The organism is Pseudomonas sp. NPDC089554 (assembly GCF_050280645.1).
Classification (GTDB): domain Bacteria; phylum Pseudomonadota; class Gammaproteobacteria; order Pseudomonadales; family Pseudomonadaceae; genus Aquipseudomonas.
Map to the genome: position 1 here is coordinate 1 of NZ_JBNNVR010000018.1, position 13,681 is coordinate 13,681.

12 protein-coding genes and 1 pseudogene are annotated in these 13,681 nt (G+C 62.7%); 10 read left to right on the forward strand and 3 right to left on the reverse strand.

Annotated features, from left to right (window positions below; genetic code table 11):
* A pseudogene (locus ACQKPE_RS08060) lies at positions 1-278 on the forward strand (hypothetical protein); the annotation flags it as partial.
* Positions 279-287: 9 nt separating this feature from the next.
* On the opposite strand, the gene ACQKPE_RS08065 reads toward ACQKPE_RS08060, so the two are convergent.
* Positions 288-911: an NIPSNAP family protein gene (locus ACQKPE_RS08065; RefSeq protein ID WP_427664754.1), complete on the reverse strand. Its 624-nt coding sequence runs from the start codon at positions 909-911 to the stop codon at positions 288-290.
* A gap of 56 nt (positions 912-967) precedes the next feature.
* Complete coding sequence (locus ACQKPE_RS08070) at positions 968-2,248, reverse strand: OprD family porin (RefSeq protein ID WP_427664756.1); 1,281 nt, start codon at positions 2,246-2,248, stop codon at positions 968-970.
* Positions 2,249-3,175: 927 nt separating this feature from the next.
* Between ACQKPE_RS08070 and ACQKPE_RS08075 the strand changes: the two genes are divergently transcribed.
* From ACQKPE_RS08075 to ACQKPE_RS08115, 9 genes are all read left to right on the forward strand, one after another.
* Positions 3,176-4,324 carry an ABC transporter substrate-binding protein gene (locus ACQKPE_RS08075; RefSeq protein ID WP_427664758.1) on the forward strand — a complete coding sequence of 383 codons (1,149 nt, stop codon included), beginning with the start codon at positions 3,176-3,178 and terminating at the stop codon, positions 4,322-4,324.
* Positions 4,325-4,424: 100 nt separating this feature from the next.
* Positions 4,425-5,462: a branched-chain amino acid ABC transporter permease gene (locus ACQKPE_RS08080; protein ID WP_427664760.1), complete on the forward strand. Its 1,038-nt coding sequence runs from the start codon at positions 4,425-4,427 to the stop codon at positions 5,460-5,462.
* The gene (locus ACQKPE_RS08085) at positions 5,459-7,258 is read left to right on the forward strand and encodes an ABC transporter permease subunit (protein WP_427664762.1); all 1,800 of its coding nucleotides are present in this window, start codon (positions 5,459-5,461) and stop codon (positions 7,256-7,258) included. The genes ACQKPE_RS08080 and ACQKPE_RS08085 overlap by 4 nt, the downstream gene beginning before the upstream one ends.
* Complete coding sequence (locus ACQKPE_RS08090) at positions 7,258-8,049, forward strand: ABC transporter ATP-binding protein (protein WP_427664764.1); 792 nt, start codon at positions 7,258-7,260, stop codon at positions 8,047-8,049. The genes ACQKPE_RS08085 and ACQKPE_RS08090 overlap by 1 nt, the downstream gene beginning before the upstream one ends.
* 52 nt (positions 8,050-8,101) lie before the next feature.
* Positions 8,102-9,088 carry a ketopantoate reductase family protein gene (locus tag ACQKPE_RS08095; protein WP_427664766.1) on the forward strand — a complete coding sequence of 329 codons (987 nt, stop codon included), beginning with the start codon at positions 8,102-8,104 and terminating at the stop codon, positions 9,086-9,088.
* A 14-nt stretch (positions 9,089-9,102) separates the two neighbouring features.
* Complete coding sequence (locus tag ACQKPE_RS08100; RefSeq protein WP_427664768.1) at positions 9,103-9,870, forward strand: class II aldolase/adducin family protein; 768 nt, start codon at positions 9,103-9,105, stop codon at positions 9,868-9,870.
* Positions 9,871-9,895: 25 nt separating this feature from the next.
* Complete coding sequence (locus ACQKPE_RS08105) at positions 9,896-11,449, forward strand: methyl-accepting chemotaxis protein (protein WP_427664769.1); 1,554 nt, start codon at positions 9,896-9,898, stop codon at positions 11,447-11,449.
* A 357-nt stretch (positions 11,450-11,806) separates the two neighbouring features.
* Positions 11,807-12,055: a hypothetical protein gene (locus tag ACQKPE_RS08110; RefSeq protein ID WP_427664770.1), complete on the forward strand. Its 249-nt coding sequence runs from the start codon at positions 11,807-11,809 to the stop codon at positions 12,053-12,055.
* A gap of 16 nt (positions 12,056-12,071) precedes the next feature.
* The gene (locus ACQKPE_RS08115) at positions 12,072-12,344 is read left to right on the forward strand and encodes a DUF3077 domain-containing protein (RefSeq protein WP_427664772.1); all 273 of its coding nucleotides are present in this window, start codon (positions 12,072-12,074) and stop codon (positions 12,342-12,344) included.
* 178 nt (positions 12,345-12,522) lie between these two features.
* Here ACQKPE_RS08115 and ACQKPE_RS08120 read toward each other — a convergent pair whose 3' ends face one another.
* On the reverse strand, positions 12,523-13,407 hold the full coding sequence (locus tag ACQKPE_RS08120) for a hypothetical protein (protein WP_427664773.1): 885 nt from the start codon (positions 13,405-13,407) through the stop codon (positions 12,523-12,525).
* Positions 13,408-13,681: the final 274 nt, after the last annotated feature.

Below are 13,681 nucleotides of genomic sequence, written 5' to 3' on the forward strand. Positions count from 1 at the left end.
CTACATCTCGCGACTTCGGCTACGCCGAAGGGCGCTGCGCGCCATGGCCCTCCAGACGCCTCCGTTCGGCCTCCTGTAAGTCGCAATTTGTGTCGTCTGAACTCTCGCGCACGAAGAGCAAGGTCAAAAGCGGTTGCGAGGCGCTGCGCGCTCGCCGGAGCAACAGCAACAGCAACAGCAACAGCAACAGCAACAGCAACAGCAACAGCAACAGCAAGCTGCTAATGAAAAAAAGCCCGCGAAAAGCCTGCGGGCGCAAATGTGGAGCGTGGAGGTAAAGCGCAAAACTAATGCAACGGCGAAAACCCCGCCGGCAGGTACAAAGTGGAATGCATTTCACGTAACAACGGCCCAGAATTCTCCGGCGGCCAAACCCCATCCTTCACCGCCCGCGTCCGCACATCCAAGCGCTGCTCCTGGGTCGCATACGGCCAGATATGCAAGTACCGCGGCACACGCCCATCGGTGGCATAGAACGCCGCATACACCGCCGAATACCCCTCGCCAGTCCGCGGCCCGATGGCCGTCTCCCACCCCGCCATGCAAGGCGCCAACCCCGAATGAACCAGGTTGTACTCGCGCAGCTCGTAGAACGGCCCATGCCCACCAGGCGCCAGCGGCTCAAGGAACGGAAACAGCGTGTAATTCTCGACCTTCATGTCCAGCAGATATTCCTCGACACCAAAGGCATCAGGCGCCAGCAAGAAACGCTCGCGCTCGGCCTGGCGCGCAGCCTCGTCGACAAACCCGCGCAGTACCGCAACCTGGTTCAGCGGCCCGATTTCCGAAGCCCAGCAACCCATCAAGGTACAGCCCGCAGCCGCCTGTTCCAGGCTATGGCGCAGGCGCTCCATGGCCAGCGCCGGCGTACGCACCCGCACGGTGAAGGTGATCAATTCATAAAGTCGCATGTTCGTCTCGCACACAGCACCTGCGGGCCGACACCAAGGTCGGCCCGGCAAGCGCCTTAGAACTTGAAGGTGTAGGTGGTGATCAGGCGGTTTTCCTTGTAGTCAGCCCCCGAAGCACTGCCATTGCCGTAGCGCGTCTTCACATCGATGTTGCGCCACTCCAGCCCAACACCCTTGAGCGGCCCGCTCTGGACCACGTAGCCGAGGACGATGTTGCGCTCGCTCTCGACGTTCTCGTCCAACGCATTGTTGCCACGGTCGATACCGGTACCGCGCATGTAGCGGGTCATCAGCTTCAGGCCCGGCACGCCATAGGGCGCGAAGTCCAGGTCATAGCGCAGCTGCCAGGAGCTCTCGTTGGGCTTCACGAACGCGATGGTCGACCAGTTCACCAGGTACGGTTGCGGCGCATAGCCATTGAGCGTCGGGAAGGTCGACTCGCCCAGCATGCGCTGGTAACCCACACCAATGGCATGTGCGCCCTTGCGCAGCGTGGTCATCACGCCATACGAGCTGTTGTCGATGTCGCCGTACAGCGCCTTGCCGTCCTTGCGGTTGTCGAAGTAGCGCAGGTCGGTCTTCAGCCCATAGCCGCCGCCCAGGTCGGCGTTGTAGGTACCGCCCAGGTACTGCTGCTGGTAGATGTCTTCCAGCTCGCCATAGAAGTACGTGGCACTGAGCGCCGGGGTGAAGGCGTAGGTGGCGCCGCCGAAGTTCAGGCCATCGCTGCGGCGCTGGATGTCCGGGCCGTTGAACAGGTACATCTTCTCGCGGTTGGACGACTCACGGCTGCTGATCTCATTGAAACGACCGGCGGTAAGGGTGAGCTTGTCGATCTCCTTCGACTCCACCAGGAAGCCATGGTAGGTGGTGATCAACTGGCGCGAATCATCGTAGAACGCCACCGGCAGCGTCGGCCGGTGCTCGCCGATTTTCAGCTCGGTCTTGGAGTAACGCATCTTCGCGGTGAGGGCTGCGCGGCCATAGTCGCGAACCTGCTCACCCTTGCTGTCGTCGTAGGGAATGATGGTATCCGGGCCGCGACCGCCGCCGCCATCGAGGCGGTAGGCATATTGCGCGGACACATCCAGGCCGAACTGCACAGGCCCCTCGGTGTAACCGGAAATCGCGCGGAAGTCGAAGCCCTGGGTCCAACTGCCAATACGCGACTTTGGCGCATCGCTTTGTTTGAAATCACGGTCGATGTAGAAGTTGCGCAGCCCCAGGCTGACTTGTCGATCATCAAAGAAATCCGCGTGAGCGAAATTCGGTGCGAAGAGCCCCATCAGGCCTGCGGCAGCAACGCCGCCGACCAGCCCGTTCTTCTTCTGGAACATGGACTTGATCCTTTCTTACATGCGCACGCCGGCGCATTTGAGTGGGAGCAGATTAATGAACGAAGTGCGTGTTGGCAGTTAATCCGCAGTGTTGTTTTTATAACCACTTACTGCAAAAAGGTCGTAGCAAGGCCGCTGCTTGGACGTGGAGAACACCTCTTTATTGTTGTTATGGGCAGGTACCGGATTGGTGGGCGCAACTGCCCCTGCCAGTGGACGTTCCTGTCCGGGTTACCTGCCTTTCACGGGCAGCAGCCCGCGTGGGAAAAGAATCGGAATAATTACGTGAAATGTCAATTGAATTATCACTGGAAAAAGTGTGTAAATTCGGTGCACTTTCTCCACCCTTCGCCACATAAGCGTGCAGTTTGGTAACAACACCGCTAAGCGCCTACCTGGCTTTAAATTTAAAAATATCCTTAAAAATCATTTGCTTGATTTGAAAATTAGAAAAATCTGACTGCGACGACGAAAAATTCGACTTTAGGTCTACGACGCAGAAGTGACCGATAATCGAACAGAAAAATACACTTACATCAGAAAAAAACCGCTCAAAAAAATAAAAATTCAACGCTAAAAAAATCGATTTTCTCCCCCTCTAAAACCCTCGATCAGCGAGGCTGCGAACCACCTGTGACGCTGCCTGGATGGCTTTTTGGTGCAGCGCCAAATACTGGCGAAATGCAGCCAACCAGACCGCGAAAAAGCCCCTTGCCAGCGCTCGAGAGCGCCTCTGGGCCAGGCTGGTGCGGGGTTTTCTGGCACGGGAGGTGCAAAAGATCTTTCCAGTCAGGTGGGTAACCCGCCGACAGCGCCCTCCAAGGCGCAAGAACAACAAGAAGGCAGCCAGCCACTGCGTCGACCCGAACCTGTAGACGCCCTCGTGCACCACTGCCTCTCCAACAGCCTTGCAACCCGGAGTACGTCATGCACTTCAAGAAAGCCGTGTCCACCCTGCTCCTGAGCGCCGTTTGCCTTGCACAGGCACAAGCGGACGTGAAAGTCGGCGTCATCACCTCCTCCACCGGCCCCATCGCCTTGGTAGGGTTGCCGCAGAAGAACTCCGTACCGCTGCTGCCTACCCAGGCAGGCGACCAGCAGGTGAAGTACATCGCCCTGGATGACGGCAGCGACCCGACCGCCACCGTGAAGGCCCTGAAGAAACTCATCAGCGAAGAGAACGTCGATGCCATCATCGGCCCCAGCGGTTCGCCCAACGCCATGGGTGTGATCCAGTTCGCCGCCGAAGCCGGCGTGCCGCTGCTGGCCCCTGTGGGCACCGCCGCCGTGGTGCTGCCGATGACCGAACAGAAGAAGTGGGTGTTCAAGACCACCCAGAACGACGACCTGATCGCCAAGGCCCTGGTCGAGGACATGACCCGCCGTGGCGTGAAAACCTTAGGCCTGATCGGCACCGCCGACCCCTACGGCGAGAACTGGTCGAAGGTGATGGGCGCACTGGCCGCCGAGCATGGCATCAAGCTGGTCGGCAACGAACGCTTCCAGCGCCAGGACACCTCGGTCACCGGGCAAAGCCTCAAGCTGCTCGCCGCCCGCCCGGACGCCGTATTGGTGGCCGCCCCCGGCAGCTCCTCGGTACTGCCGCAGACCACCCTGTTCGACCAGGGCTACCGCGGGCAGATGTACCAGACCCACGGCGCCGCCCTGCCGGACTTCCTCAAGCTTGGCGGCAAGAAAGTCGAAGGCACCATCCTCGCCGCCAGCCTGATGCTGGTGCTCGACGATATCCCGGACAGCCACCCCTCCAAGGCCATCGCCCGCGAGTACGTGACCGCCTACGAGAAGCTCAACGGCAGCAAGCCGGCCACCTTCGGTGCCAACACCTACGACGCCGGCCTGCTGTTGCAGAAGGCTATTCCGCTGGCCGCCGCCAAGGCCAAGGCAGGCACGCCGGAGTTCCGCGCAGCATTGCGTGACGCGCTGGAAGCCAGCCACGAGCTGGCCGGCACGCAAGGGGTCTACAACATGACGCCGACCGACCACAGCGGCTTCGACGAGCGTGGCCGCGAGCTTATCCAGGTGAAGAACGGCACCTGGACCCTGCTCGCCAACTGATCGCCTGCGCCAGGCACTCGCCCTAGGGCTTGCCCGTGCCACTGGCACGGGTAATACCCGGCAGGCCTGCGCGCTCCACACCGCATCAAGAGTTACCACTATGAATTCCCAGATAGCCCTGCTGCTCGGCCAGGACGGCATCACCAACGGCGCCATCTATGCACTGCTGGCACTGTCGATCCTGCTGGTCTTCACCGTCACGCGCATCCTGCTCATCCCCCAGGGTGAGTTCGTCACCTATGGCGCGTTGACCATGGCCGCCCTGCAAGCCGGCCAGCCCACCGCATTGGTGTGGCTGCTGCTCGCCCTTATCCTGGCCGACTGCGCCATGGACCTGTTCGACGCCAGCCGCGCCCAGCATGGCTGGCGCTTCCCCAGGCGCATCGCGCTCAAGCTCGGCTATGCCCTGGCCCTGGTCGGCCTGCTGCGTACCTTGCCGCTGGCCGAGCTGCCCATGGCGCTGCAAGCGCTGCTGACCCTGGCCCTGGTGGTGCCACTCGGCCCGCTGCTGTATCGCCTGGTGTTCCAGCCACTGGCCTCGGCCAGCTCGTTGGTGCTGCTGATCGTGTCGATCGCCGTGCACGTGGCCATGGTCGGTATCGCCCTGCTGCTGTTCGGCCCCGAGGGTGCGCGTACCGAGCCGTTCTCCGACACCGGCCTGACCCTGGGCCCGGTGACCTTCAACAGCCAGACCCTGTGGGTGATCGCCGTGTCGTTGGCGCTGATCATCAGCCTGTACCTGTTCTTCGAACGCAGCCTGTACGGCAAGGCCCTGCGTGCCACGGCGGTGAACCGCCTCGGCGCACGCCTGATGGGCATCTCGCCGAACCTGGCGGGCAAGGCCACCTTCACCCTGGCGACCTTCATCGGCGCGCTGTCGGGCATCCTCATCGCGCCGATCACCACGCTGTACTTCGACTCGGGCTTCGTCATCAGCCTCAAAGGTTTCGTCGGCGCCATCATCGGTGGCCTGGTGAGCTACCCGGCGGCCGCCCTCGGCGCCCTGGGCGTGGGCCTGATCGAGGCGTTCTCGATGTTCTGGGCCAGTACCTACAAGGAGATCATCGTCTTCACCCTGATCATCCCGTTCCTGCTCTGGCGTTCGTTTACCAGCCGTCACGTGGAGGACGATGAATGAAACCGCGCTACCTGATCCTAGCCCTGGTGGCCGTGCTGGCCCTGGCGCCGGCGGTGCTGCCGCCGTACTACGTGACCCTGCTCAACTACATCGGCCTGTACACCCTGGTGGTGCTGGGGCTGGTACTGCTGACCGGCGTGGGTGGCATGACCAGCTTCGGCCAGGCCGCCTTCGTGGGGCTGGGCGCCTACACCAGCGCCTACCTCACCACCGTGCAGGACCTGCCGGGCTGGCTGGCCTGGGCCAGTTATTCGCCGTGGCTGACCTTGCTGGTGGGCCTGACGCTCACCGCCATCGTCGCGCTGGTACTCGGCGCCCTGACCTTGAAGCTGTCGGGCCACTACCTGCCGCTGGGCACCATCGCCTGGGGCCTGTCGCTGTACTACCTGTTCGGCACCCTCGAATCGCTGGGCGGCCACACCGGCGTCAGCGGCCTGCCGAGCATTTCCCTGCTGGGCTGGAGCTTGGACAAGGGCGAGAAGATCTACTACCTGATCTGGGCCATCCTGCTGTGCGCCATGCTGATCACCCAGAACCTCCTGGACTCGCGTGAAGGCCGTGCCATTCGCGCGCTGAAGGGCGGCCAGTTGATGGCCGAATCGATGGGCGTGAACACCTTCCGGGCGAAGATGGTGATCTTCCTCATCGCCGCCTTGTTCGCCGCACTGTCCGGCTGGCTGTACGCCCACACCCAACGCTTCGTCAACCCGACCCCGTTCGGCCTGCATATGGGCATCGACTACCTGTTCATGGCGCTGATTGGCGGCGTGGCCAGCGTATGGGGTGCACTGCTCGGCGCGGGAGTGCTGACCATGCTCAAGCAGTGGCTGCAAGACTTGCTGCCGCAGCTGCTGGGCAGCACCGGCAACTACGAAGTGATCGTGTTCGGCATCGCCATCGTATTGCTGATGCAACGCGCCCCCGGCGGTCTGTGGCCACTGCTGCTGCGCCTGGTGCCCAGCGCCTGGAAACCGGCCAAGGCTGCTCGCCAGCTGGAAGATGCTGCCGAACTGCCGGTGCGTGAAGCCCCGGCGCCTGGCGAGGTGCTGCTCGAAGCCCGTCACGTCACCCGCCGCTTCGGCGGCCTGGTGGCCAACAACGACATGAGCCTGCAAGTGCACAGCGGTGAGATCCTCGCCCTGATCGGCCCCAACGGCGCCGGCAAGAGCACCCTGTTCAACCAGCTCTCCGGGGTCGATACCCCCACCTCGGGCGACGTGCTGTTTCGTGGCCAGCGCATCAACGGCATCCCCTCGCGCAAGGTGGCGCGCATGGGCATGAGCCGCACCTTCCAGCACGTGAAGTTGCTGCCGCAGATGAGCGTGCTGGAGAACGTCGCCCTCGGCGCCCACCTGCGTGGCAACAAGGGCGTACTGGCTGCGGCCCTGCGCCTGGACCGCGCCGAAGAAGCCCGCTTGCTGGCCGAAGCACGCCGCCAGCTGGAGCGCGTGGGCCTGGGCGAGTACCTGCACGTGGAAGCCGGCAGCCTGGCCCTGGGTCAGCAGCGCATCCTGGAAATCGCCCGCGCCCTGTGCGCCAACCCCTGCCTGCTGCTGCTCGACGAGCCCGCCGCCGGCCTGCGCCACAAGGAAAAAGAAGCCTTGGGCCTGCTGCTCAGCCGCCTGCGCAGCGAAGGCATGGCGATCCTGCTGGTGGAGCACGACATGGACTTCGTCATGGGCCTGGTCGACCGGGTGGTGGTGATGGAGTTCGGCCAGTGCATCGCCTTCGGCCTGCCGGCCGAGGTGCAGAAGAACCCGGCGGTGCTGGAAGCCTATCTCGGAGGTGCGGAGTGATGAACATGCCGATACAAGAGCCCAAGCGCCCAGAGAACCTGGCAAGCAACCCGGTGCTGGAAGTGAACGACCTGTGCGTGGCCTACGGCAAGGTCGAGGCGCTGTCCAACGCCAGCCTGCGGGTCGGCCAGGGGCAGATCGTCACGGTGATCGGCCCCAACGGCGCCGGCAAGACCACCCTGCTCTCGGCGATCATGGGCGTGCTCGGCTCCCGTGGCCGGGTGGCCTTTGACGGCACCCTCGAGGCGGTGCCGGAAGTGGAAGTGATGGTGTCTCGCGGGCTGGGCCTGGTGCCGGAGAAACGCGAGCTGTTCAGCAGCATGAGCGTGGCCGACAACCTGCTGCTGGGCGCCTTCCAGCGCCACCGCAGCGGCCACCGCGACCACGAAACAACGCTCAAGGAGGTGTACGAGCTGTTCCCGCGCCTGTGGGAGCGCCGCGAGCAGTTGGCCGCCACCTTGTCCGGTGGTGAACGGCAGATGCTCGCCGTGGGCCGCGCGCTGATGGCCAAGCCCAAGCTGCTGATGCTCGACGAACCAAGCCTGGGCCTGGCGCCGCTGATCACCCGGGAAATCTTCCGCATCATCACCACCCTGCGCCAACAGGGCGTGTCGATCCTGCTGGTGGAACAGAACGCCCGCGCCGCGCTGCGCGTGGCCGACTACGCCTATGTGCTGGAGACCGGCCAGGTCGCCATGCAGGGGCCGGCGGCGCAACTGGCCGACGACCCTCGGGTGATCGAGTCGTACCTGGGCCTGGCCAGCAAGCATCAGGAAATGCTCGCGACCTGAACCTGCGGCGCCCGCCCTCGCGAGCGGGCGCCTGACTTCAAGGAAAGAAACCATGACCCAACCAAACCCCTTGCGCGTCTGCATTGCAGGCGCAGGTGCCATCGGCTGCACGCTCGCCGCGCGCCTGGTCGCCAGCGGCCAGCCGGTCAGCCTGCTGGCCCGTGGCAAGACCCTCGCGGCCCTGCGCAGCGACGGCATTCGCCTGAACGACCTGGATGGCGAGCACCATGTCGCCGTAACTGCCAGCGACAGCTGCCAGCAACTGGGTGAACAGGACGTGCTGTTCATCTGTACCAAGGCCCCGGCCCTGGCCGGCCTGCTGCCGGAGCTTGCGCCCCTGATCGGCGCCGACACCGTGGTGGTGCCGGTGGTCAATGGCGTGCCCTGGTGGTACTTCCATGGCACCTCGGGGCGCTTCGCCGGTCGCCGGGTCGAGGCGGTCGACCCCCAGGGCGCGCTCAGCGACAGCCTCGACCTGCGCCATGTGCTCGGCTGCGTGGTGTTCATCACCGCGCAAACCCCAGCCCCCGGCGTGGTGCAGTCGAGCAACCCGCACCTGATGATTTTCGGCGAGCCGAACGGGCAGATGAGCGAGCGCCTGGAACGGGTGCGTGCGCTGGTCGCCAGTGCCGGCATCGAGGCCCGCGCCACCGAGCGCATCCGCGACCCGCTGTGGACCAAGATCATCGCCAACCTCACCTCCAACCCTCTGTCGGTGGTCACCGGCGCGACCCTGGCGCAGCTGTACAGCCAGCCCGGCTTGCAGGCAGTGGTGCGCAAGGTGCTCGAAGAAACCCTGCTCACCGCAGCCGCCTATGGCGCACGCATCGACTTCGACCCACAGACCTTCATGGAACTGGGCGCCGGCATGGGCGAAGTGCGCACCTCCATGCTGCAAGACCACGAACAAGGCCGCCCGCTGGAGCTGGCCGCCATCGGCGATGCGGTGGTGGAACTGGCCGGCTACCAGGGCCTGCACATGCCCACCACCCTCGACATTCTCAGCCTGGCGCGCTTTCGCGGCGCCCTCGCCTCTTGAACAGGAAGCCTCACATGACCCAGCCCAACGACTTCACCCAACCCGCCCATTGCAGCGACCAGGAGTGGGCCCAGCGCGTCAAGCTCGCCTACTGCTACCACCTGGTGGACTACTTCGGCTGGACCGAAACCATCTTCAACCACATCTCCGCGCGCCTGCCCGGCCCCGACCACCACTACCTGGTCAACCCCTTCGGCCTGAACTACATCGAGGTGACCCCGGGCAACCTGCTCAAGGTCGACCTGCACGGCAAGAAGCTCGAAGACTCACCCTACGACGGCAACCCCGCAGGCTTCGCCCTGCACAGCGCGGTGCATGGCGCCCGTGACGACCTGCACTGCCTGATCCACACCCACACCACGCCCATCAGCGCCGTGGTGCAGAAGAAACGCGGCTTCACCCACGACGACTTCTATGGCGCGCAGCTGTATGGACGCATCGGCTACCACAGCTTCGAAGGCATCACCCTGTTCGACGACGAGAAGGCGCGGATGATCCAGAGCCTGGGCGACAAGCACGTGCTGGTGCTGCGCAACCACGGCATCGCGGTGGGCGAAAGCACCATCGAGAAGGCCTTCTTCCTGCTCTGGACCGTACAGCGCGCCGCCGAGAACCAGTGCGCCGCCGGTGCCCTGGGCGGCGAGGACAACCCAATGGACGAAGGCATCGCCGAGAAGTGCGCAGGCCTTACCGCCATGCTGATCCGCGAGAGCGGCTTCGCTACCAAGTTCTATGACGCGATGGTGCGCAAGATGCGCGCCGAGCGGGCCATGGCCTGGTAACCGGTCGCTGCGAAGGAGTCGTGCCATGCAAGCCCCTGCTTCCGTTTCCGGGTTCGACGAGCCCGCCATTTCCCGGCTCGACCCCAAGGGCGCGCTGCTCAGTTGCAACGCCGCCTACCAGGACATGACTGGCTACGCCGAGCAAGAACTCCTCGGCAAGCCCCATGAGCTGATCAACGACCCGGCCATGCCGCCGCAACTGCTGGCCAGCATGTGGCAGGCGCTGCACGCCGGGGTGCCGTGGACGGCGCCGGTGGTGGGCCGGCACAAACAGGGCGGGCGCTTCTGGCGCAACCTGTACGTGGTGCCGTTGTTCGACGAGGGCAAGCTGTCGGCGCTGGGCACCGTGTACCAGCCCATCGAAGCTCCGCAAGTACGTCGGGCCGAGGCACTGTATGCGCGCCTGGCTCGCGGTCAGGCGCCTTGGACGTTTGGGCAGCGCTTCTTGGCCCTGCTGACCGGGCATGGCCTGCAACTGCTGCTGGGCCTGGCCGTGCTGCTGGCCACCGTGCAAGGTCTGCTGCCTGTGGCGCTGGGCGTGGCGTTGCTGGCACTGACGTCGCTAGCCGCCGTACAACCCGCCCTGCGCCAGCGCCGCCTGGTCCGCAGCCTGCTGGCCCAGCATCCACACGCCTACAGCGACCCACTGCTGGCCCCGCTGTATGGCGAGCAGGCTGGCAGCACCGCCTCGCTGGCAATGGCCATGGACAGCCAGCGCGCCCGCATGACCACGGTGATGTCGCGTATCTGCATCAACAGCGTGGTGCTGCGCCAGCAAGCGCAGACCTCGGCAGACGTGGTGGAGTACTCCGCCGAGCAACTGGACCACCAGGTGCGCGAAACCGAGCAGACCGCCGCCGCGATCAACCAGATGAGCGCGACCATCCAGGCGCTTTCGCGCAACCTGCAAGACACCGCCCAGGCCGCACAGAACGCCGACCAGCTGGCCCGCGACGGCGAGGGGCTGTCCGACGACAGCCAACGCTCGACCCAGTCGATGCGTACTTCGGTCGAGCAGATCAGTCAGGCGGTGGGTAGCCTGGCCGAAGCTATCGCCTCCATCGGCAGCATTACCGAGGTGATCCGCGGCATCGCCGAGCAAACCAACCTGCTGGCACTGAACGCTGCGATCGAGGCGGCGCGTGCCGGCGAGTCCGGGCGCGGCTTCGCGGTGGTGGCCGACGAGGTGCGCAGCCTGGCCTCGCGCACGCGCGAGTCGACCGAGCAGATCCAGCGCTCCATCGAGACCCTGCGCCACGACAGCAGCAACGCCCTGGCCACCGCCCAGCAGGGTGAACAGGCGGCGCAAAAGGTGAGTACCGACGTGGAGCAGACCCGCCATGCCCTTACCCGTATTTGCGCAGAGGTGGCGCAAATCAGCGGCATGAGCTTGCAGATGGCGGCGGCTATCGAGCAGCAGGGGCAGGTGGCTGAGCAGATCAACCAGCAGGTGGGCGAGGTGGCCGACGCCACGGAGCGCACCCGCCAGCAGGCCGGACGCAGCCGCGAGATCAGCCAGGCGCTGCACCAGTTGGCGGAGTCGCAGTTGTGGTTGGCGCAGCGGTTCTTGCGGGGATGAGAGTGTTACGCGTAGTGCCTTGCGATCTCAAAGCCAGTATCTACGAAGGTTCCTACGGCAGCTTCAGCCAAGCCCTACTATCACTGTAATCCTCGGAGAAATACCCTACGCAACCTGTCGAGCGTCGTCTGATTGTGCGGGGAAACCCTGCCCTCTAGGCTCACCCGGTCGCTGAATGGTTCGGCGATCGGGTGTGGAAGCCTGGCAATGTTGATGGCTGTCGTCATGACAGTTTGTGCGCGGGAGACCTTCGGGTCTGCCGGGTTCGCCATACGCCAGGTCTTCCACCCCGCGTGCAGCTGTCACCCTTATGCGTGGAAGCAGAAGGACGACGCTAGAACTCGGTATGGTATCCGTATGAAAAAAATCGTCCCCGACCCGCCCCACCTCAAGCTGGTCACCCCCCTCCCCTCTGTGATCCACGTCGACCTCATCCCACCTGACGCGCTCGCCGTTGCCGATGACCTGCTGCTGAGGATTTCTGAAGCCCTCGATAAATACTGCCACGCCAATATCGACCTGCCGGGCCTGAACAGCCTGGCCAAAGCCCGTCGCTCGGCAGACACCGCCCGGGCACTGATCGAGCACGCCCTTTCACGCTTGTGAAAGAAGGAGCGACGGAATGAATGACGAGACGAAAACCGGCGTAACTATCGGCGTCGAGACCTTCTGCGAGACCGGTGAAGCCTCCACGCACCTGTTCAGAATCACGCCCGGCGTGCCGTTCGATGATGCCTATGAGCAGGTTTCAGTGCTGCTGGGCTATATCAAACACTTGGTACGCGAAGGCGATATGGAGAATGACCACAAGTTGCTGGGTGCAGCGGATTACCTGAGTGCGTTTGCCAAGGCGATCATGGATGACATCGAGATTGCCAGGAACAGGTCGCACTAACCGAACCTGGTCAGCAAAAAGTAGCAAGGGCGAAATCCCCACCCTTGCTACAAACCCAATTTTTTGCGGGCCCCACTAGATTGATGCTGTAGCGGCCTTCCCTATCACTAAGTGCAGTCGGAAATGTATCTGCACTTGCCCACATTGCGTTGAAACGGGTGCCATCGGAGATAGCTTATCAAGGTGTTATCAGTTTCTTCGCTTGTTCTTCACCAACAGCCTCTTTAATCAAACCATTGACTAGCGTGCCATCCAAAGCTCTGTCACCTTTCAGCGCATAGAATTTCGCGGAGGTAGACTCATCAGCAAAAATCTTCTTGCATCGAGTATCAAGTGCTGTCGGCACGGGCACCCCGTACTGCCTTGCTGTCTGATAGGCATCCAAGCACACATAAAAATTATCATTCTGGCCTAGTATTTGATCCGTAATACTCTTCACCGTGGCCGTCACTGCTGATACGGTATTTTGATCAACCCCTGCGCCCTGGACAGTTTGAGCATCCGCCGCTGTTGCAGCAGCGACAATAGCCTTTTCTGCCTTGGAAATTGCAGCATCGTAGCTTTCAATCTCTTTTTTAAGAGCAAGCGCTTCTGGCTTATCCTTGTCTGCAGCCGGGACAGCTTTCATCTTTTCTTCGGCTGCGGCCTTGAGTTTTTTATTGAGCTCAATCAGTTCCTTGTTTGGACCGATGGATGCATTTCCTGAAAGCTTAACGGAGGGTGTTTTCAACACCCCAGTCAATTGCTCAATTGCCATCAGCGCTACCGTGTTCCGCTGGTTTCGAGTCAGCATCATTTGATAGGCTGGCGCGGATATTCCCTCGTTCGCGAACCCCTGACATATTGCAAACAATTGGTCTCGCAACAACTGAATCGTGTGGGTGCGAAGCCCTATATTTGCGCCAGCCTCTGAATACGCTGCTGCGATAGTCGCTACCTCTTGCTTCTCCACATTCATAGAGGCTGCCAAAGTCTTTAAAGCATCCGGACTGGGCTCCGCACACATAACCTTTATTTTTCTAGCAGTAGGCGTGTTATCGAGTGGCCTCTCCGAGTAGATCAAGAGGCGTTCCTCTGCCTCAAGCGCCCTTGCGTTCTTGTGGGTTGCGCACCCGCTAACGGTTACAGCGAGTAGACCAACGAGGCACACAAGCGCAGGCGTGTTCATGTTGGAACTCCTCCTTGAGTGGGTGTGAATTGATCCAGAGAATGGCCGAATAACTTCGCGGTGAGCGCAGAAGGCAAAAAGCCACCATGCAAGGCTGCGCATCCGCAATTTCTTGGCCCAGTCTTCATGCTGCTCGATCAAATAATGGTGTGCTGCAGCTCGTGGGAGC